The organism is Paraburkholderia aromaticivorans (assembly GCF_002278075.1).
Taxonomy (GTDB): domain Bacteria; phylum Pseudomonadota; class Gammaproteobacteria; order Burkholderiales; family Burkholderiaceae; genus Paraburkholderia; species Paraburkholderia aromaticivorans.
Window position 1 is genome coordinate 1,029,905 of the sequence record NZ_CP022990.1, and the last position, 20,661, is coordinate 1,050,565.

Annotated in this window: 20 protein-coding genes; 4 read left to right on the forward strand and 16 right to left on the reverse strand. The window is 64.8% G+C overall.

From position 1 onward, the window contains the following. Positions 1-41: 41 nt before the first annotated feature. The 3 genes from CJU94_RS24345 (at position 42) to CJU94_RS24355 (ending at position 3,654) form a co-directional block, all read left to right on the forward strand. Entirely contained in the window at positions 42-1,544 is a 1,503-nt protein-coding gene (locus CJU94_RS24345; RefSeq protein ID WP_095421223.1) for a PepSY-associated TM helix domain-containing protein, read from the forward strand. Between the two features lie 152 nt (positions 1,545-1,696). Further along, positions 1,697-2,491 carry a DeoR/GlpR family DNA-binding transcription regulator gene (locus tag CJU94_RS24350; RefSeq protein WP_095421224.1) on the forward strand — a complete coding sequence of 265 codons (795 nt, stop codon included), beginning with the start codon at positions 1,697-1,699 and terminating at the stop codon, positions 2,489-2,491. Beyond that, positions 2,488-3,654: an MFS transporter gene (locus tag CJU94_RS24355; protein WP_095421225.1), complete on the forward strand. Its 1,167-nt coding sequence runs from the start codon at positions 2,488-2,490 to the stop codon at positions 3,652-3,654. Before CJU94_RS24350 ends, CJU94_RS24355 begins: the two co-directional genes overlap by 4 nt. A 20-nt stretch (positions 3,655-3,674) precedes the next feature. On the opposite strand, the gene CJU94_RS24360 is transcribed toward CJU94_RS24355, so the two are convergent. The 3 genes from CJU94_RS24360 to CJU94_RS24370 are packed head-to-tail and all read right to left on the reverse strand — an operon-like array spanning position 3,675 to position 7,017. Then, positions 3,675-4,388: a methyltransferase family protein gene (locus CJU94_RS24360; protein WP_095421226.1), complete on the reverse strand. Its 714-nt coding sequence runs from the start codon at positions 4,386-4,388 to the stop codon at positions 3,675-3,677. A 7-nt stretch (positions 4,389-4,395) separates the two neighbouring features. Then, on the reverse strand, positions 4,396-5,736 hold the full coding sequence (locus CJU94_RS24365; RefSeq protein ID WP_095421227.1) for a vWA domain-containing protein: 1,341 nt from the start codon (positions 5,734-5,736) through the stop codon (positions 4,396-4,398). 33 nt (positions 5,737-5,769) lie between these two features. After that, positions 5,770-7,017, reverse strand: coding sequence for an ISL3 family transposase (locus CJU94_RS24370; protein ID WP_095417046.1), 1,248 nt, complete (start codon positions 7,015-7,017; stop codon positions 5,770-5,772). On the opposite strand from CJU94_RS24370, the gene CJU94_RS24375 reads away from it, so the two are divergent. Next, entirely contained in the window at positions 7,016-7,435 is a 420-nt protein-coding gene (locus CJU94_RS24375; RefSeq protein ID WP_095417045.1) for a hypothetical protein, read from the forward strand. The two genes, CJU94_RS24370 and CJU94_RS24375, sit on opposite strands and share 2 nt — an antisense overlap. Positions 7,436-7,502: 67 nt before the next feature. Here CJU94_RS24375 and CJU94_RS24380 read toward each other — a convergent pair whose 3' ends face one another. The 13 genes from CJU94_RS24380 to CJU94_RS24440 all read right to left on the reverse strand — a co-directional run bounded on the left by CJU94_RS24380 (position 7,503) and on the right by CJU94_RS24440 (position 20,615). Further along, the gene (locus CJU94_RS24380; protein ID WP_095421228.1) at positions 7,503-8,135 is read right to left on the reverse strand and encodes a TadE/TadG family type IV pilus assembly protein; all 633 of its coding nucleotides are present in this window, start codon (positions 8,133-8,135) and stop codon (positions 7,503-7,505) included. Position 8,136: 1 nt separating this feature from the next. Next, positions 8,137-8,667: a TadE/TadG family type IV pilus assembly protein gene (locus tag CJU94_RS24385; RefSeq protein ID WP_095421229.1), complete on the reverse strand. Its 531-nt coding sequence runs from the start codon at positions 8,665-8,667 to the stop codon at positions 8,137-8,139. After that, positions 8,664-9,530, reverse strand: a complete 867-nt coding sequence (locus CJU94_RS24390) for a sterol desaturase family protein (protein WP_095421230.1) — start codon at positions 9,528-9,530, stop codon at positions 8,664-8,666. Before CJU94_RS24390 ends, CJU94_RS24385 begins: the two co-directional genes overlap by 4 nt. 26 nt (positions 9,531-9,556) lie before the next feature. After that, positions 9,557-10,513, reverse strand: coding sequence for a type II secretion system F family protein (locus CJU94_RS24395; protein ID WP_095421231.1), 957 nt, complete (start codon positions 10,511-10,513; stop codon positions 9,557-9,559). A gap of 44 nt (positions 10,514-10,557) precedes the next feature. Beyond that, complete coding sequence (locus CJU94_RS24400; protein ID WP_095421232.1) at positions 10,558-11,535, reverse strand: type II secretion system F family protein; 978 nt, start codon at positions 11,533-11,535, stop codon at positions 10,558-10,560. A gap of 27 nt (positions 11,536-11,562) precedes the next feature. Then, entirely contained in the window at positions 11,563-12,942 is a 1,380-nt protein-coding gene (locus CJU94_RS24405; RefSeq protein ID WP_095421233.1) for a TadA family conjugal transfer-associated ATPase, read from the reverse strand. Positions 12,943-13,008: 66 nt separating this feature from the next. After that, entirely contained in the window at positions 13,009-14,211 is a 1,203-nt protein-coding gene (locus CJU94_RS24410; protein WP_095421234.1) for a CpaE/TadZ family protein, read from the reverse strand. Positions 14,212-14,256: 45 nt separating this feature from the next. Then, positions 14,257-14,550: a hypothetical protein gene (locus tag CJU94_RS24415; protein WP_095422773.1), complete on the reverse strand. Its 294-nt coding sequence runs from the start codon at positions 14,548-14,550 to the stop codon at positions 14,257-14,259. Between the two features lie 23 nt (positions 14,551-14,573). Beyond that, entirely contained in the window at positions 14,574-16,367 is a 1,794-nt protein-coding gene (locus CJU94_RS24420; protein WP_095421235.1) for a type II and III secretion system protein family protein, read from the reverse strand. Positions 16,368-16,454: 87 nt separating this feature from the next. Next, the gene (gene cpaB, locus CJU94_RS24425; protein ID WP_095421236.1) at positions 16,455-17,288 is read right to left on the reverse strand and encodes a Flp pilus assembly protein CpaB; all 834 of its coding nucleotides are present in this window, start codon (positions 17,286-17,288) and stop codon (positions 16,455-16,457) included. A 36-nt stretch (positions 17,289-17,324) separates the two neighbouring features. Next, a complete protein-coding gene (locus CJU94_RS24430) occupies positions 17,325-17,861 on the reverse strand; it encodes an A24 family peptidase (RefSeq protein ID WP_095421237.1) in 537 nt (178 codons plus the stop codon). A 132-nt stretch (positions 17,862-17,993) separates the two neighbouring features. Continuing rightward, positions 17,994-18,179 (reverse strand): Flp family type IVb pilin, encoded by a 186-nt coding sequence (locus CJU94_RS24435; RefSeq protein WP_095421238.1) that lies wholly within the window; start codon positions 18,177-18,179, stop codon positions 17,994-17,996. A gap of 1,113 nt (positions 18,180-19,292) precedes the next feature. Further along, positions 19,293-20,615, reverse strand: coding sequence for an MFS transporter (locus CJU94_RS24440; protein ID WP_095421239.1), 1,323 nt, complete (start codon positions 20,613-20,615; stop codon positions 19,293-19,295). Positions 20,616-20,661: the final 46 nt, after the last annotated feature.

Genomic DNA, 20,661 nt, shown 5'->3' on the forward strand with positions numbered 1-20,661 from the left:
GCTCGCCCCGATCGATTCAATTTCTGCTCCAGGAGGATTCCATGTCCACCACCACTGTCGAGACGTCACGCGTGACGAGCGCCGCCAACGCGGGCTATCGAACGCTCTGGCGCTGGCATTTTTATGCCGGCCTCTTCGTGATGCCGTTTCTGCTCGTGCTCGCGATCACCGGCACGCTGTATTGCTTCCAGCCGCAAATCGAGCCGCTGCTGTATCCGCAGCGGCTGATCGTCGCACCACAAGCCGTGCCCAGGCTGCCTGCGGAAGCGCTGCTTGCCCACGCGCGTTCGGCCATGCCGCCGAATGCGACCGCGGTGACCGCGGTCGTCGCGAACGACCCGCGGCGCAGCGCCGAATTCGTCTTCCGTCTCGCACACGGCGATAAACAGAGCGTCTATGTGAACCCGTACACGGGCGCGGTGCTGGGCACGCTGAGCGTCGAGCGGCGCTTCATGCAAGTGGACCGGATGCTGCATCGCAAGCTGCTGCTCGGCAAACCCGGCGAACTGCTGATGGAACTCGCCGCATGCTGGACGCTCGTGATGATCGGCACCGGCGTCGCCTTGTGGTGGCCGCGCGAGAAAACCACGGCGCGCAACGCGCTGCTGCCGCGTTTCGCGCTGAAGGGCCGTCCGTTGTGGAGGAACGTTCACGCAGTCATGGGCATCTGGCTCGCGCTCGGCGCGCTCCTGTTCGTGTTGTCAGGACTGCCGTGGACGGGTTCGTGGGGCAAGCAGTTCAAGGCGCTCGCGAGCGCTGCGAATCTTGGGGCGCCGCCGGGAGCGTGGGGCGGTTTGCCGCTGCAATCCGGCGTGCCCGCAAAAGGCGGCAACGGTATCTCCGGGCCGGACACGCATGCGGAAAATGCGTCGAACGATGAACACGCCGCACACGAAGGCCACCGCGCGCATACGGGCAACACGGACTCGATGCCCGGCATGGTGATGGACGACTTGCCTCTGCCGCTCACGCCGTGGGCCGTGGGCAACGCCCGCGTGCCCAACTCCGGCGCCAACACCGGGGCGCACCCGCTGCCGCTCGGCCACGTCGTCGCGCTGGCCGCATCGCTCGGCTTGACTGAGGGCTACAACATCGCGCTGCCGGCTTCCGCGACCGGCGTCTACACCGTCTCGTACTTTCCGGGTGATCCCAAAGACGAACGCACGCTATACGTCGACCAATACAGCGGCGCGGTCCTGAAGGACATCCGCTATGGCGATTACGGCGCGGTATCGAAAGCCGTGTCGTACGGAACGTCGCTGCATATGGGCCGTTATTTCGGTCTCGCCAATCAGCTTCTCTGCACCGCCATTTCCCTCGGGCTTGCGGCGATGGCCGTCACCGGCTGCGTGATGTGGTGGAAGCGGCGGCCGCAACGCTCGCTCGGCGCACCGTCGCGTGAACGGGCCGCGCCACCGATGCGCGGCTGGAAAACCGGCCTCGTGCTGCTCGGCATCGTGTTCCCGTTGATGGGCGCCACGCTGGTCGCCGTGTGGCTCGCCGATCGGGCGATGGTTGGGCGAGGCGCGCGGCGCATCGCGTGACCCGCGCGGCGTCCGCGGAACCGTGAGCCGTCCGCGATTTTCGTGGAACGCAGGCCGCCCATGGCCCAAGAAACGCACGTTGCACGCTTTGTGCGTTTACGATACATTTTGCTCGTTTATGATCGATTTATCGAACCGGGCAAGGTGAAGACATGCAACGAACGCGACAGGAAGCCATCGAAGGGCTCTTGCCCGAGCAGCGCGAGGCGCTGATTCTGGCGCGGCTGCGAGCGCACGGGCGCGTGCTGGCATCGGAACTAGCCGCCGAACTTCAAACCTCGGAACACACGGTGCGCCGCCACCTGCGGGACCTCGCCGACCAGGGCCATTGCAAGCGCGTCTACGGCGGCGCCCTGCTGATCTCGCCGTCCGACAAACCGGCGGCGGAGCGCATGAACGAGGCCATGGATCGCAAGGCCTGTCTCGCCGCCGCCGCGGTGTCGATCGTCCGCCCGAAGCAGATCATTCTGCTGGACGCCGGATCGACCAACGTCGCGATCGCCGCGGCCTTACCCGCCAACGCGGAGTTGACGGTCGTCACCAATTCGCCCGAGGCCGCCGTGCGTCTGCTGAACCGGCCGGGCTTCGAAGTGCTTCTGATCGGCGGGCGGATCGCGCGCGGCGCGGCGGGCTCGCTCGGCGCGACCGCGTTGCTGCAGATCCAGCAGATCCGCGCCGACCTGTGCTTTCTCGGCGCCTGCGCGCTCGACCCGGAGGAAGGCGTCGCCGCGTTCCACGCCGAAGACGCCGAACTCAAACGGGCAATGGTCAAGGCAAGCGGCCAGATCGCCATCGCCATGACCTCGGAAAAGCTGATGACGGCGGCGCCGTTCTCGGTGGCGCCCGCTGCCGACGTCGACTACCTGTTCGTCGAAGCCGACGTGCCCGCCGCGCGGCTCGCCAGTCTCGAAGCAGTCTGCGACAACGTGGTGGTGGCGCGCTCATGACACCATCCGCTACGTCCCCACTCAAGCCGGTCAAGGAACGCATTGCGACGCTGGGCGTGTTTCTCGCCAACGGTTTCGGCATCGGCGCGTGGGCCGTCGAAGTCCCGCGCATCAAGGAAAGCCTCGCGCTTGGCGACGCCTCGCTCGGCATTGCGCTATTCGCCTTCGCGCTCGGTGCGATCGTGGCCATGCCGCTGGCGGGACAACTCGCGCCGCGCTTCGGCAGCGGCCGCGCCACCGCGCTGCTCGGCGCGGCGTTCGTCATCGCGCTGCCATTGCCGGCTTTTGCGCCCGGCATGGCCGCACTGTGCATCGTGCTGTTTCTGCTCGGCGCGGCAAACGGCGCGCTCGACGTCTCCATGAACGGCCACGCCAGCACCATCGAAACGCAGTGGCATGCGCCGATCATGTCGTCGTTTCATGCGGCGTGGAGCGCGGGCGGCCTGCTCGGCGCCGCCACGGGTGCGATGCTGCAAAAAGGTGGGGGCGGCGTAACCGGCGGCCTGCTGATACCGGACCTGTGCATCGCGGTTCTGATCGCCGCCGCCGCGTGGCTTGCCCTGCGTGACCTCGGTCCGAGAGCGGCTGCCGCGTCGAGCGGCCTCGCGTGGCCTTCGCCCGCCGTGATGAAACTCGCCATGCTCGCGTTTCTGTGCATGCTGGTGGAAGGGGCGGTCGCCGACTGGAGCGCCGTGTATCTGCGCTCGGCGTTGAACCGCGAGGCCAGCGTCGCGGCGCTCGGCTACTCCGCGTTCGCGTTCTCGATGGCAGCGTGCCGCATCGTCGGCGACGTGTCCGTGCGGCGTTTCGGTTCGAGCAGGGTCGTGGCGCTCGGCGCTCTGATTGCGGTGGCGGGGCTTGCGCTCGTACTGGGCTGGCCGACCGTGTTCACCGCTTGCGTGGGCTTCGCGATGGTCGGCGTGGGCCTCGCGAATATCGTTCCGGTGATCTTCAGCGCGGCGGGCCGCTCGACGCTCACGCCGGCAACCGGCGTCTCGATGGCCGCGACCTTCGGTTATGCCGGCTTCCTCGTCGGGCCGCCGTTGATCGGCCTCGGCGCGGGCCTGCTCGGCCTGCGCCTCGCGTTGTGCGTGCTCGTCATGGCGACGCTGGTCGTTTGCCTCGTCGGCGGCCAGGCCGTGCGCAGCGCGCGGCTCGCCTAGCAGTCCGCCCGGCGGTCCGCCTAGAACACGCCCGGAATCACGCGGTAACGCACGCGGCCCTTGTAGGTCCGATACCCTTCGTCCGCCGAGAGCAGTTGCTCCTCGCGCACGATGCGCCCCACCTGCAATGCGAACTGGCAGCCATACACCAGCAGGTTTTGCAGACCGAAATTCACCAGCAGAAAACCGATGTCGGTCAAGAAATAACCGAGGTACATCGGATGACGCACGAAGCGATAGGCGCCACGCGATACGACACCGCGGTTGGCCGGCAAGATGCCGAACGAGCGGCGCAGCGACGCCTTGGCGAACAGTTGCCAGAAAATCCCCAGCAGTTGCAGCGCCGCGCCGACGGTCTCCGGCACGAGTTGCGCGCCCGGGGCGAGACGCACGGCCAGGAAGTAGTACGTGCCGCCCATCGAGCACATGAAAGCGAACGGCCGCCAGTCGCGTTTCATCGGCACCCGCGTGAAGAGCGACAAGCCCACCGTGAAGCACGCCGCGACCACCAGCAACAACAGCGTGATCCGCGACGGCGCGGCAAGCCATTGCATGATCGCGGCATAGGCGAACACGCTCAGCATGAGCGCGGCGCCCACGCGCGCGGCCACCTCGATCAGCGCGTGCCGCAGCCCAGGCGCGCCGCCCGCGGCGTCGGATCCGCTGCCCGTTGTGGTGGCGCCTTCGATGCTGGCGGCGAGGGGCAAGTCTTGCAAAGGGGTCGTCGGTGTCATGGCGCGCTCACTTGGAAATACGCAGGATTTGCGAAGCCAGCTGCGAAAAGCACGGCTTCAGATCGGCGGGCGTCGCGGCGTAGCAATACACGCCGACCGGCTGTTTCGGGTTGTAGCAGCGCGACAGCGAATCGGCTGTGTTGGCCATGCACTTGAGCAGGTCCTGGCCGAGTTCGTTGTCCGGGCCGGCGGGCTGCACCAGTTCGGGTCCGTAACCGAGCGTGAACACGTAGGTGCCTTCATCACGCGCCGCCGAGGCCATCGCTTCGAGCAGATTGCGCGACGCGCGATTGACGTTCACGTAGGTGATGGTGCCGTTGGGCACGGCGCGCGGCGCGCTCACGGGCCAGATCGGGAACGTCTGTTCGTTGACGTTGTGGGCGTTGTACCACTTCGGCATGGCCGTCACGAGCTTGGTCACGTTGCTCTGGAAACACGGCGAGCCGAGCGTCTGGTTGAGCGCATTCATGTTGTACAGCCCCGACATCGTGCCAGGGCTGTCCGGACTCGCAATCGTGCCGGCGGTGTTGTTGCAGCCGCTCTGATTGGTCGTGAAAAACGAGGAGAAGCTGTTGGGCGCGCCGTCCGAGAAGAACACGATCACGCGCAAACTGGACGGCTGCGTGATCACCGTGTTCAACTGATTGCGCGCGTTCCAGATCGCTTCGGCCGAATTGGTGCTGCCGTTGAACGTGTATTTATTGATGTCGGCGGTCATCGTCGTGCGATCGAAACCGCGCGCGTCGCCGTTGAACGGCACGTCGACCACGGTGCCGTACGCGAAGTGCATCAGCGCCACCCGGTCGTTGGTCACATCGAAATTGTTGAGAAAGGCCACCGCGTTCGAGCGCACCGCGGCCGGCACGCCCGAGCTATTCAGCGAACCCGTCGTATCGATCACGAACGCCATATCCAGCGTCTTGCGAATCGCCTGTGACGACGCGCTCACGTTCAGCACCTTGAAGCCGAGCACCTTCGTGAAGCTGACCGGCACGCTCGCCTGCGCGTTCATGCCGATCGTCACGGTACCGCCGTTGAACACGATCGACGGTGTGCCCGCCGTCACGCTCGAGCCGAGAAACCCCGCCGGATAGTTCGCCGCGAAAAAAGCCGTTGCCGCCTGCTGCGCGTTGTTGGTCTGCTCCGTCTGGTTGGCGCCGCGCGTGACCGCTTCGCCGGCCGCGATCACCGCGCCGTCGGTGGCGGCATCCAGGCGCGCCTTGATCATGTAGCCGAGACCGGAATCCACGGCGAGACCGAGAATGCCCAGCAACGCGATCAGCGAGACCGCCACGATGATGCTGACCGAGCCCCTCTGCCGCCTTCTGAATGTCGCTGTCGTTTTCATGGCTTCCCCCGAAACTGCTTTTTCTTAGGTTCGTCAGTAAAAAGTGTGGGTTGTCGGCGGCTCGGGCAAATTGCCAAGTGCATGATATAGCGCGATTTCCGTCGTTCGAAACGTCCGGAAGCCGTACGCTTTTCTCATGGTGACTTTGGCCTTGTTGTTCAAACCCTCGACGATTCCGCTGGAGAACTGCTTGCGCGCATGAAAGTAGTTGAGAATCAGTTCTCGATGGGCGCGCACGGTGCGTGCGAACTTCTTCATTGGTTCGATGCGTGAGCGCATGACCCGGGTGCACCACTGATCGAGGAACTTGCCTGCCCAGACAGGCGAGATGTAATCCCAGATCTGCTGGAACTCCTCCTTGAGAAGATAGGCGCGGACACTGCGCAGGTTGTAGTGCAGCAGATCGCGCAGGCGCAGTCGCTGATTGTCAGTAAGGTTCTCTGGCCGCTTGAGCAAACACCAGCGGGACTTCTTGAGGACTGGCTCATAGCCGTCGCGGGTCATGCGGCGAGCTTCCTCGGCGCGAACCTCGTCGATCGCCTTGTTCATTTTGGCAACGATGTGGAAGCGGTCGAGGATGTTCAGCGCGTTGGGGCAATGTAGTGCGATCATCTCGATGTAGGGCCGCCACATGTCCGAGCAGACGAACTCGACCTGCTCGCACAACCGTTTGCCGATCATGACGAAGAACTTTGCGAAGCTTTCCTTCGTGCGCTCCTGGCCAACCCAAAGCAGGCGCACGCAGCTGGCCTCGATCTGATAGACCAGCGTGAGATAATTGTGCCCTCGGCCATACTGGATTTCATCGACGCCCAAAGCGCGGATGGTGCCGAGTTCGCGATGGGCCAGCCCCCAGTCGACCACCCACTCCACCGCCTGGGCAACCTTCTCCCAACTGGTGCGAAAGCTTTGCGCTGTCTCTTTCCAGGAGAGCTTGCGTGCCCACTGCGCGAGAAACAGCATGTAGGCCTTGGTCAGCGTGTGCTTGCCGATGGCCCACGGCACCGTCTCGACCTTCACGCCGCACTCACGGCAGTCGACGCGGCGCATGGCGTACAGCAAAATCACCGCGAAGCCCCAGATCGGAATAAATTCGAAACTACGCGATGCGAGCGTGTCATAGCCGCTGCCAGGCCGGTTGCAACACGAACAGATCGGCTTCGAACCCTTGCGTGGCCGCACGTCGATCTCGATGGTTTTGGACTGCTCGCACAGTCGGGCACTTTCATAGACGAAGCCGGGAAAATGATGGCAGGCATTGAGCAGGCGGGTCAGCAACATGGTTAGCAAGCGCGCGGGAATCAGTAAAGACGCTATTGTTACCTCAGATCCGCACGCACTGGAGCGCTACGTCCCGGACTTGCAGAACTGGCCTGCCTCATGGCGCTTCGAGGACGAGGACATCCCATTCGGACAGGCGCTCGTGAAGGTCTTCACACCTTTCCTGCAACACCTGCTGACCCACGGCTATGCCCGCAAAACGTTGCACCGCCACCGCGATCACCTTTGGATGCTTGGTGGCCATCTCATCGAAGTCCGTCACGTCGATCCGGACTTAGCCGCCATGGATGCCCGCACACTGCTTCTCAATGAGATCCACGAGTTCGGTGGCCCGCTTTCGAGGCACCTCTCCGAGCACGAGCAGAACGCCTTTGACGCTACCTGCAAGAAACTCTATCGCTTCCTCTGTCCCTCATGAATCGCATCAAACCACCCACAGATTCCGCCGACGAGCCTTTTCTTATTTGACCCGGCTTATCGGCGCGTCAGAACACCGTCATGGCATAGAGATTCGGCGAGAGCGCGGGCGTCCTGATGCCGCCGCCGAGATTCAGCGAACCGATCAGCGGCGTTTGCAGATAGAACGCCTCGACCACGTATGCGATCTGGCCGTCGGCGAGCTTGCCTTGCAACAGGTTCACCACCGGCGACGAACTGCCCGCAGCCGGAAGCCCGCTGCAACTGCCGGTGCCGTCCGTCGCCCAGCGCGTGCCGCTGCTGCCGCAACTCCACAACTGGCTCGCCGGATAGTAGTTGCCGCCGTTCCAGCGGTATTGCGCGACCACCACGCCGGTGCAGTTATTGCCGCTGCTGTCGCAGTTGTTGTTGCCCATGATCTCGGTGATGTAGATCATGCCGTGCGCCGTCATGTTCAGCGGCGGCGTGGTCGCGGTCAGCGAGGACATGATGGTCTGCATCGGATAGGTGAGCGACGCGCGCGACGACAGGCTCGCGCCTTCGCGGCTCACGTTGATCAGGATCATCTGCGCCTGGATGTTGCGCGCAAGGTCGTACACCGGCAGCGCGAGCGCCACCAGGATCGGCAGCAACAGCGCCATTTCCACGCTGACGATGCCTTTGGACGCGCGGCGGCGGTTTCGCAGGGAGCGTATGCGCATGTCAGAATCCCTCGTTACGCATCGTCGCCGCGACGCTGAAGGTGAACTTGCCGTTGGCGAAGAACGGCTTGACGAGCGGCGTGAGGAGCGGCCAGATGCAGTTGATCTGCAGCACCACGATGTCGCCCGGGCTGCCGAACATGCCGGTGCTGTAACTCGTCTGCGTGTTGTAGGTTTGAGTCGCACCGTTGATGGTGATCACGTAGGTGGGCGAGACGAGCGAATAGAGGCCCATCGAGCTGTTCTTGATCTCCTGCACGACGGCCAGATAACGTTGCTGGTTGGTCGCGTTCGGATCGAGGTTGGCCTGCCCCGTCACCGAATAGCGCGCGCCTTCCCGCACCGCGTATTGCATGGTCAGATTGACCCACAGCGCGATGCCGAGATCCATCGCAATGCACAGCAACAGGAACAGCAGCGGCGCGATCAACGCGAATTCGATTGTGGCGACGCCGCGCTGCCTGCGCGTGAGGCCGCGCTTGCCCGCGCGCGCCTCGCCGCTGAAGGGGGACTTCCGGCGAGCGGCTTTCATTTGGTCTCCTTGTCCAGCACCGGCACGGGCTTGCGGCCGAGCCCCGCAGCGCGTTCGGCGTGCAGGCGCAGCGGCCAGCAGAACGCCTCCAGCAGCGAATGCGGTTGCGCGCCGTCGTCCAGACCGGAGGCCGGCCACTCCTCGCTGGCCGGCACCCATTGCGTGTCGAACAGGTGGTCCCACAACGGCAGCAATTGCGTGAAGTTATGGTTGAAATGCTCGGTGCGGTTCGAATGATGCAGGCGGTGATAGTGCGGATTGTTGATCCACGTGACGCAGCGGCCGAGGTCGATGCGCAGGTTCATATGCGCGAAGTAATTGCCGAGCATGAACACGACTGAAGTCGCGCCGACGATCCACGGATCGACCTTGAACAGCACGCCGACGAGTGGATAGAGCAGACAGCCCTTGATGAGCGATTCGACCCAGTGGTGCCGCCACGTGACCGTGATATTGAATTCGAGCGCGCTATGGTGCAGCGAATGCAGCTTCCACAGCACGGGCCACGTGTGCTGCAAGCGGTGAAACGCGTATTCGAGCACGTCGATGGTCAACAGCACGATCACGAACGAAGCCACCGCGCCCCACCCGCGCGAATTCAGCACCACCATGCCGCCGCCCAGCGCATTCACGATCGCGATGCTCGCCGCCGCCGTCAGCGGTTTCATCGCTTCCACCATGGCCAGATACACGCCCGCATACGCGACGTTCAAACGCTGTCCGGCGCGCGATTGCAGCCGCGCGGCGGGCCAGCGCCGTTCCAGCGCGGCCCCCACGGCCATCATCGCCAGGCCGAGCGCGTACGCGCGCAGCCAGAAGCTTGCGTGGTTCAACAGGTCAGGTAGCGGGCTGGATGCGAACATAGGATTCCCCGGTGAAGACCCGGCGCTCAACCACCCGCCATCGAGTTCACGGCCGGGAATAGCTGGCGCACGACCTGGATCGCCGACGGGCCGACTAGCACGACCAGCAGCGTCGGAAAAATGAAAAACATCAGCGGAAACAGGAGCTTCAAGGCAATCTTGGCAGCCTGTTCTTCCGCGCGCAAGCGGCGCTTGGTGCGCAGGTTGTCGGTATAGACCCGCAGCGAATCGCCCACGCTGGTGCCGAAACGGTCGGCCTGGATCAGCATCGCGGCGAGCGTGTCGATATCTTCCACGCCGGTGCGCAGCGACAGGTTGCGCAACGCCTTGTCGCGGCCTGAACCGGCGCGCAGCTCCAGCAGCACCATGTCGAACTCGTCTTTCAGCGCATGGCTCTTCACGCCGATTTCCTGAGTGACGCGCATCATCGCCGCGTCGAGGCCGAGGCCCGCTTCCACGCAGACGGTCATCAGATCGAGCGCGTCGGGCAGATCTTCGAACAGCTTGCGCTGGCGGCTTTCAACGAGACGCGTCATCACGAGATTCGGCAGATAGAAGCCGAGCGCGGACGCGGCCAGCACCGTCAGCAGCAGATAGATGCGCTGATCGGCTTCGAAGGCGTTGCCGAAGAAGATCAGCGCGAGCGCCGGCAGCGCGAGCGCCAGCACCGTCTTGGCGGCGAAATAGACCGCCGGTGCGGACGGCGTGCGGATACCCGCATTGGCAAAGCGCAGACGCAGCGCCGACTTGTCCCAGTCGTCTTTCGGCAGCGACAGTTTGGCGACCCGCTCGGACATCTTCGTGACCGTCTCGACCCAGTTCTTCTGCGCGCCGGCGTCGGCCTCGACGGCCACGTCCGGCTGCGCGAGTTCCTCGATGCGCCGTTGCACCGGGTCGGGCCGCAACAGCGTCATCGCCTTCAGCGCCGCGCCGAACACGATCAGAAACATCACCCCCAGCATCACGATCTGTTCTATTTTCATGGTCTGCGGGCCGGGCCCGCGCTCCTCGTGTCGAAACCGGTGGTCTAGATATGGATGCGCACGACTTTGCGCATCCACACGATGCCGATCAGCATCATGGTGATCGCCACGCCGGCGAGTTGCACGCCGGCCGGGTCCTTCCAGAACACGCTGATATAGCCGGGATTGAGCACCGTCAGCAGCCCAAGAATCGCGAACGGCAGCACGCCGAGCACCCAGGCCGACAGGCGCCCTTCCGCCGACAGCACGCGCACCTTGCCGAGCAGCTTGAGCCGCTCGCGGATGATGCCGCTGATGCTGCCGAGAATCTCCGCCAGATTGCCGCCCGCCTCGCGCTGGATCAACACGGCGATCACGAAGTAGCGCAGATCCTCGACCGGCACGCGGCTCACCATATTCAGGAGCGCGTCGTTCATCGAGACGCCGTAGTTGATTTCGTCGAACACCAGTGCGAATTCGCCGCCGAGCGGTTCGGGCAACTCTTCGCCAACCATGCCGAGCGCGGCCGGAAACGAATGCCCGGCGCGCAGCGCACGAGCGATCAGATCGGCCGCATCGGGCAACTGGCGTTCGAGTTGCAGCACGCGTCTGGCGCGCTTGCGGCGCAGAAGCGTCGCCGGCAGCAGGGCTGCCGCCGCGGCGAGCGCGCCGCACACCAGCGCGGGCGCATGCAGCACGAAACCGCCAAACGCGCCCGCGAGTGCGCACAGCAGCGTGTAAGCGATAAAACGCGCGACCGACCACTTCAGCCCGGACTGCTGCAATTGCCGGTCGAGCGTGTGCACGCGCGGCAGGCGCAGCAGCAGGTTCGTGACGAACGGCGAGTCGCTGAGCATGCGCTGCTTGAGAATCGACAGCTGTTCGCTGCTCACGTTGCCGCCCGCGGACAACGCGCGAATCCGCTCGTCCATGCGCTTCACGGCCTTGCCGTGATGGCTGCTCCAGAACAGATAAAGGCCCTCGATGGACAGCACCACCGCGAGAAACGCGAGCACCGCGAAGCCGATAAACGACGTATTCATGTGCCTCTCCTCAACCCCGTGGCGCGCTCATACTTCGAAACGCCGCGCCGGATCGAACATCTGGTCCGGCAGCACGATGCCGAAGCCCGCCAGCCGCTCGCAGAATTTCGGCCGCACGCCGCTCGCGCAGAAATAGCCTTTGATCATGCCGTTTTCGTCGACGCCGGTGCGCTTGAACGTGAAGATCTCCTGCATGTTGATGATGTCGCCTTCCATGCCGGTGATTTCCTGAATGCTCATCAGCTTGCGGCGCCCGTCGGTCAGACGCGAAGCCTGCACCACCACCGTGATCGCCGACGCGATCTGCTGACGGACTGCCTTGATCGGCATCGTCAAGCCCGCCATGCCGACCATGTTCTCCAGACGCGTGAGCGCATCGCGCGGCGTGTTCGCGTGCAGCGTCGCCATCGAGCCTTCGTGGCCGGTGTTCATCGCGTGCAGCATGTCGAGCGCTTCGGCGCCGCGCACTTCGCCGAGCACGATGCGGTCCGGGCGCATCCGCAGCGCGTTGCGCACCAGCGAGCGCTGCGAGATTTCGCCCTTGCCTTCGATATTCGGCGGCCGGGTTTCGAGCCGCAGCACGTGCTGCTGACGCATCTGTAATTCGGCCGCGTCTTCGATCGTCACGACCCGCTCGTCCTCGGGAATGAAACCGGAGAGCAGGTTGAGCAGCGTGGTCTTGCCGCTGCCCGTGCCGCCCGAAATCAGCACGTTCAGCTTCGCCTTGATCAGCGCTTCGAGCAGTTGCGCCATGGCGGGCGTGAAGCTCTGGTTGTTCACCATGTCGGTGACCGTGAGCGGATTCACCGCGAAGCGGCGAATCGACACCAGCGGTCCGTCGATCGCGGACGGCGGAATGATCGCGTTGACGCGCGACCCGTCGGGCAGGCGCGCATCGACCATCGGCGTGGATTCGTCGATGCGGCGGCCCACGCGCGAGACGATGCGCTCGATGATCTTCATCAGATGGGCGTCGTCGTAGAAGGTCACGTCGGTATGTTCGAGGCGGCCGCGCCGTTCCACATAGACGTGCTGCGACGTGTTCACCAGAATGTCGGAGATGGTCGGATCGTTGAGCAACGGTTCGAGCGGGCCGAGGCCGACCATTTCGTCGTGCACGTCCTGGGCGAGACGGCGGCGCTCGAGCTCGTTCATCGGAATCTTGTCTTCGTCGACGATCCGCTCCACCAGTTGCGCAAGCTCACGCTTGATCTGCTCGGGCGACAGGCGTTGCAGCTTGTCGAGCTCCACCCGGTCGATGATCGCCTGATGAATGTTCATCTTGAGCTGCTGATACGCGCGCCGCGCCGCGAGGCTCTCGGCGGCCGCGCCGGCGGCGGCCGCGGGACTGGCGCTATCGAACGGCAGCGTGCCGCTCTGGATCATCAACTGTTCGCGCAATGACATGGTGCTCTCCGCATTCTTTTCGGTGGCAGCCGGACCTGAACGGATTCAGGCGGGGCGTCCTGAGGTTCAGTGTCCGGGCTTCAGTTGCGGCGGCGAATTCGACCTGCCGGGAAAGAGGCGCCCGAGCACGCTCTTGCGCGTCACGGCCGGCAGCGGCCACAGCAGCGCGGCCAGTTGCGAGATGCCCTGGGCGAGCGCGCCGCCCTTCGCGCCGGTGACGAGCGGCACGCCGTGATTCAGCGCCTCCGTGGCCTGCTTTTCGTCGCGCGGCAAGTGATGCGCGACCTTCGCGCCGAAGGTTTCTTCGAGCGTCGCCAGGTCGATGCGCGCGTGCTTGTCGTACTGGTTGACGATCACCTTCACCTTGCCCGGCGGATAGCCGAGCTCCTTGAAGATGTCGAGCATGCGGCGGCCCGCATGCAGGTACGGAATGTTCTGCCGCACCACCATGCAGATCGAATCGCTGTGATCGAGCGCGTAGATCGCGAGCGGATTGATGTTCTGGCCGACGTCGATCAGCACCGCGTCGTATTGCTCGCGCACCAGCGTGAGAATCCGTTCGAGATGCGCGGCGCGCAGTTCGCCGGACTTGACCGGGTCGCCCGCGCCGGCCAGCACGTCGAGATTGGCGTGCACGTGCATCACGCAGGCTTCGAAGAACGCGGCGTCGAGCCGCTCGATCTGCGAGCACAGATCCGCGAGCGTGGCGGGCGGGGCCTTGTCGGCGACCAGCAGGCTCGCGTCGGCGAACTGCTGGTTCAGGTCGATCAGCAGCACGCGCTTCTCGCGCAGGGCGGCCAGCCCGTAGGCGAGATTCACGGCGATCAACGTGGTGCCGCTGCCGCCCTTGCAGGACGTGAACGACACCACGCGGCCGTCGCGGCGCACGCCGGCGTTTTTCTTCGCCGAGACATGGGCGAGCGCGTCGGCGATCTCGCCGTCGTCGAGCGGCCACGAGAGCACATGCCGCACGCCCACGCGCATTGCCGCCATCAACAGGGTGGTCGACGGCGCGGGCGTCACCAGCATGCAGTGCAGATTCGGCATGAGGGACAGCATCTCTTCGACGCCGTTCAGATCGCGCGGCGTGAGCTCGGCGTCGTCGACGATCAGCAGGTCGGCGCTCTTGATCGCTGCGGCGTGCACGCGCAACTGCTTCGCGGTTCCGTGCAGCGTACGCAGACGAAACGCGATGCCGCTTGCCTCGAGACGCGCCGCGATCAGCGGCGCACGCTCGGCGCTGGACGAAATCAGAAGAGTATCGATCATGGTCAGTCTCCGCTGGCTCCGGTGGAGCCGCCTGGTTGCACCGCTTCAGTACCCGCTCGACGAGCCGATGCCGATCGTGAAGGCATTGGTCGGCGGGGGCGGCGCGGTGAACGACTTGGCGTAGCTCTTCTGCGCCGCCGCTGCCGCCTTGCCGTCGATACCCGCAACCGGATCGGTATTGGCCGAGCCCTGCGGGTTGAGCGTCTGCATTTCCTTGATCTGGTTGACCGAGTCGCCGAAGGTGGCGTCCCAGTGCGGCGTGGAACTCAGGCAGCCGGCGAGCGCGGCGCTCAAGCCGGCGCACAGTGCCATGCGGATCAGTGTGTTGGTGGTGGTCATGTCGATCTCCGGTAGGCCGCGCATTACTGCGAGGCGTGTGAGTCGCTGGTTTCCGGCGTGGCCGGGAGCACAGCCACGGATGCGGCCGCACTCGGAGCGGGCGCGGGCGTGGGCGCGGGAACCGGCGCCGGGGCGGGCGCCGACGCTCCCGCAGCCGGTGCGGCGCGCTTCGTGCCTTCCATGTGGCCGGTCAGGTACACGTTCGCTTCGCCGGCGTCGCCGAAGCCGTCGGTGGGCAACGGATAGTGCTGCGGCAACGGTTTGGCCAGACGCGGCGTAACGACGAACACCAGTTCGGTCTTGTCCTGCTCGTAGCTCGTGCTGCGAAACAGCGCGCCGAGCACGGGCAACTCCGCGGCGCCGGGCAAGCCCTTGATCGAACCGGTCACGTTGCTCTTCAAAAGGCCGCCTATCGCGAAGCTCTGACCGTCGAACACCTGCAGCGTGGTGGAGGCGCGGCGCGTCGTGATCAACGGCAGGATCGACGTGGTGTTCGAGTTGCCGGCGCTCACCACCACGCCGGTGGACGACAGTTCGGACACTTCCGGCGCGACCTTCAGGTTGATGCGTCCGCCTTCGAGCACGGTCGGCGTGAAGGTGAGGCCGACACCGTACTGCTCTTCCTGCAGCACGATGGTGGTGCCGCCGGAGCCGTTGCTTTGCGGCACCGGAATATAGACCTTGCCGCCCGCGAGGAAACTCGCTTCCTGGCCGCTGATCGCCATCAGATTCGGCTCGGCGAGGATCTTCACGAGCTGATCGGTTTTCTGCGCGTCGACCGCGAACCTGAGCGGCGAATTGTTCGCTTTCGACGCGGTCAGCGCGCTGAGTCCGCCCGACAGATAGTCGGCCAGCAAGCCGAAGCTCCAGCTGCCGATGCCGCCGTTGATATTGGCCGCCATGCCGAGCTGGTCGATCAACGTCTTCGACACTTCGGCGACCTTCACTTCGAGCATCACCTGCTGCGGCGCGGCCACGTGCATCATGTTGATGATGCGCTCGCCGCTCGCGCTGCCGAGCGAGGGCGCCGGCGCGCCCATCGCGCGCGGCGCGGCGCCGACCGGCAACGGGCCGCTGCCCATCGGCGCGGCGCCTTGCAACGCGGTGGCCGGGCGGGCCACGAAGGCGCGCGCCAGCTCGAGCACGCGTTCGGCCTTGACCGCGTCGGAGACGGTGCCGGTCAGCACCAGCGAGTCGGCGGCGGCCTTCACCTGAATGCCGGTTTCCTCCGGCATCAGCGCGGCGAGGGTTTGTTGCAGTCCGCCCGGATCCGCGCCGACGCTCACGTCGATGATCGTGCAGGAGCCGCTGCGCCCTTGCACGATCATGTTGGTGGTGCCGACATCGGAGCCGAGCAGATAAAGCGTTTGCGGGGATACGAGCATGGCCTGCACGATCGACGGATTGCCGACCGTGCGGCTCTTCACCGGTTCGCGCACGTCGATCATCGCGGACTTGCCGACCGGGATCGTCACCGAGCTATGGTCGGCGACCGGGCCGCTGCAGTTCGGGCCGCGGCTGCCTTGCTGCGCGCCGCCGGAGGAAGCGCCCGGGCCCATGCCGCTGGCGGCGATGGTCAGACGCACCGAGCCGTTCGACGCCACCGTGAGCGGCACGTCCGGCAGTCCCGGCACGCCCGCTGCCGCGTTCTGGCCGGCCGCTTGCGCCACCGGCAGCATCGTCAGGTACATGCCGAGCAGCACGCCGGTGCAGGCTTCGGCGATCCGGGTGCGGCCCCGTGGCGAGCGCGAATTCGCTTCGCGTGGGCCGGGCGGGTGCTGCGGCGCGCTAGCGCGCTGAGTCGTTCTGGCGTTCATGTCCTACCCCCGTTATGTGCCGGTTTTTTTTGCGTGCTGGTCTGGACGCCAGTCATGCATCGGTCACGGCTTGCAGGCTCGAGCCTGTCAAAAACATTCTTGTCTTGCGTCGGCGCCGTCGAGCACTCGCACGCAGTTGGCCGGCGCATGCGCAACCACTTTGCGCACGATGTGCACCGGCTTCGGTTCGGGCGCGGGCGCCACGGCGACCGGCGTTTTCAGCAGCGTGGCCTTGGTGGCGCCGGCGGTATCGATCGCCTGCGGATCGATCTGGTTGCGCAACACGAGAGACAGCGTGCCGATGCTGCGCGCGAGGTCGATCTTCTCGGCCTGTTCCGGCGAGACTTCGAGCGTCACCGCGTCGACCACCTTCGGCTTGGTCTCGTCGCGGCCCACTTCCTGGGCGACGGCCAGTACGAGAATCTTTTCGAGCACGATCTTCGAGATGTTCTGGTCGCGCTGCGTGCCCGGATCGCGGGCATCCTTCTGCGTGTTGACAATGATGTCGACGTAATTGCCCGGCAGCGCGAAACCGGCCACGCCGATCACGTCGTTCACGCGCACCGTGATGGCGCGCTTGCCTTCGCCGATCACCGCCGAGAGGCCGCCGAGCGTGCCGACCGGCGTGAGCTTCGCCTCGAGGATCGGTTCGCCGTGCAGCAGGCTTTCCTTCAGCACGCGGCCGTCGAGTTTCTGCAGGTCGGTGAACGAACCCGGCGGCACGCTATTGGACGGCCAGTCGGTGAGCTTGAGGAAATCCGGGCCGATCCGCTGACCGAGATTGATGTCGGTTGCCGCCACCACCACCTTGGTCGTGGCATTCGACGACTGCGAGACCATCCAGCGCGAGGCGAACACCACCGCGGTGAGGCCCGCCAGCGTCGCGATCAGCAGCATCGTTACAGCGCGCGCATTTTTCATTTTCAACCCCCGAATTGTGTCCTGTCCCGGCACACGTCACACGCTGGCGAACAACACGCATGCGCTGCCTATTGCTATCGCGACGCCGTACGGCATGGTCCCCGTCGCACTGCTTTCAGCCACACTGCCCGACCTTCGCAGCGCGCCGTTTCCCGGCGTCGCGCAGTCGATCAGCAATGCCGCCATCCCACTCAGCCCGGCGCGCATCTGGCGGCGCCGCAGCCATATTGCGAGCGACCCGATGCCGCCGATCACACAGGTCGCCAAGCCAATTTCGAGCGCGCCGTAAGCGCCGCAGAAAGCGCCGACCGCCGCCATCAGCTTCACGTCGCCCGCGCCCAGGAGCCGCATTGCGTAGCCCGGCAGGAAAATCGCGCCGCCGGCCAGCATGCCGCCCAGCCACAACGTCAATGCGTCGATACCGCCATGCGTGAACCACTGCACCGGCATCGCCACGACCAATCCCGACGCCACCAGCCAGTTAGGAATCCGGCGCGTTTGCACGTCCCACAGTGCGGCGACGAGTACCAATGTCATCACGCACGGCCCAACCGGAAAAGGAACCCCGTTCATTGCCCGCTCCGTGTCGAGGATCGAATTGCCCTGTTTTACTGGAGTCGAATCGTTCGGCGCGGGGCCGTCGCTACCCTGTCCCGAAGGACCGTCGAGCCAGGGCGAGCGATCGGCTTTGCGCCTCCTGCCGCCTCAGGCGGCCGGGTTGGTCACACCGTTCAACGCGTTCTGCACGTACGTGAACACGGTGTTCAGCTTGCTGCCGACCGTAGTGATCGTCGCAATGATCGCCACTGCGATCAGGCCGGCCAGCAGGCCGTATTCGATCGCTGCAACGCCGTCTTCTTCGCGCAGAAATTGTTGGATCGTGTTCTTCATGCTAACCCCCGTAGAGTGAAAGTTGACTTCGGTTTATGCCGCCTGCGGCTGCCTGAAAAACAGGTGTGCCGAAGTGGCGTTCAAGCCCGTCACGAGGACGGAAAAAAGTGGCGAGGTCAGCGCTTTACGTCGTCACGATCACGAGTGGCCGATACCCCGTATCGATTACCCGTGTCGTTGTTTATCGACATCCGCTTTTCGTTGGCCCCGCCGCCCCCCGTAAAACGCGTGGACCTCCCCGAACGCGCTTCACGAAGACTGTTGCTGCTGCCGGGAAGGCTTGCTGTTTGTGCATCTGTTTGCTGCTTCCCGGCGGCAACGTATTTCGTTTTGTGACTCTCTATTTGCAACGGCTGTGCCATGAGGCCGCAAAGCCTTGCGGGGCAATGACTGGAGGTTCGGTGAGCGAGCTCGCGGCAAGTTCGCAACACGCGATGGTTCGGATTTGAGACACGCGACGGCGTGTCGAAGAAGCCTTTTCGTCGGACATGACGGCTTGTTTCCGGGGGCGGAAAAACCCGAAGGACCGTGGACTGGCAATGGTTTGACGAATGCCCCGGACAAATATGCCTGTGCGTGAGTGGGTGAAGTAGCTTTTACTGAGCGCGGTCCGGCATGTTGCAAACGTGAGACGCACGAGTCGCGAGCGCCCGCTTTGTTGCGCCGGCACAAGCAGTCCTGGCGTGCATTCGTATGTGGGGTCGCGCACATTGGAGGATTGACGGCGCATCGCCCACGCGTTCTGGCGGCGATGAAACCCGCGCGGTCGATGCCGCGCAGGCAAGAGGCGCGCGGCAGCGCGACCAGTTCACGGACGGTGCGCAACGCGTTGCCGGTCGCGCCTGTTGTGGCGGCCGACGGTTTTGCGCAGCGTCGCGACTTTGCGCCAGATCAAGGAAACCGCGGCCGATTGCGCGCGAAGCGGCGAGCGGGATGGTCCAGAGGGGCACGGTGCCCGTTTTCATTCAGACTTGCAAGGCGGTGCCATGAGAATTCGCCGCGCCGGCAGCTCCCCTGCCGTGCACGCGCATTCGCTTCACGCGAGACGCGCCTGGACATGAGGCCGTCGAGGCTATCGCGGCCACCGCGACCGTCCAGGCCGGGACCCGCCGATCAATGAACGTGCCGCACGCTGACCGCCAGCGTCCGCCTTCCCGGCAAAACGAGACTCGCCAGCAACGTGACCACGGAGGCGCCGATCACGTAATACGCCGGCGCCGCGAGCGACCCCGTCTCGCGGATCAGAAGCGTCGCAAGCAGAGGGGCAAAACCGCTGAACGCGACCACCGCGACGTTATACGACAGCGCAATGCCGCTGAAACGGATCTGCACCGGGAAATGATCGGCGAGCACCGACGCCCACGTCCCGCTTGCCAGCGAAAAGACCAGCGCCGCCAGCACGAAAAGCACGACGGGATCGACCGAATGACGACTGAGCGCGACATAGAACGGATAGCTCAGCACGATCAGCAACAAGGCCGACAAGCGCAGCAGATGCCGGCGCGGGATTCTGTCGCCCAGCCAGCCCGCGAACAGCAGTCCGAACGAACTGACGACGAGATACGCGTTCTGCGCGATCGCCGCCGTGCGCGGCGCATAGTGCAATTGCTGAACGAGAAACGCCGGCATGTGACCATACAGAATGCCATTCACGCCAGCCATGACCGCAATCGACATCACGCCGGCCAGCACCGCTCTGCTGTGATTGCGCAGCGTTTCACGAAACGGCTGCTTCGCGACGGCGCCTTGCATCTGCTCGAACTCGGGCGACTCGTCGAGATTGCGCCGCATCCAGTACGACACGATTCCGCATGCTCCGCCGAACAGGAACGCGATGCGCCAGCCGTATGCGGCGGCGTCGGCGCTGGAGAGGAACGTCTGCACGGCGAGGTTCACCAGCGTCGCCAGCAACACGCCCACATTGACCGCGCAAATGATGATCCCCGCGGCCAGACCGGCGCGCTCGGGCGCGGCTTCCACCGCATACGTGATGGCGCCGGGCATCTCGCCGCCCACGCAAAACCCCTGCAGCATGCGCAGCACGATGAGCAGGATCGACGCCGTGACACCCCAGCTTCGATAGTTGGGCAGCAGCCCCAGACAGATCGTGGCCGCCGTCACGACGACGATGGAGACGAGGAACACCGGCCTGCGCCCATAGCGATCGCCCCAACTGCTCAGCACGATACCGCCGAGCGGGCGAATCACATAGCCGATCGCAAGAACGGAAAACGAAAACAGCAAACTGACCACCGACGACGCGTTGGGAAAGAACTGTGCGGCGATGTAATGCGCGAAGAACCCGTAGACGATGAAATCGTAAAACTCCAGCGAGCCGCCGAGACTGGCGATGAGGATCATCTTCCACTGCGCGCGGGAGATGCCGCGAGACGCGGTGCGCCGCGCCGCCATGACTTCGTGTTGGGTTGTTTCCATTGACTCCTCCGATAGGGGTGTCTGGCTTCTACTGGCCAGTACGAAA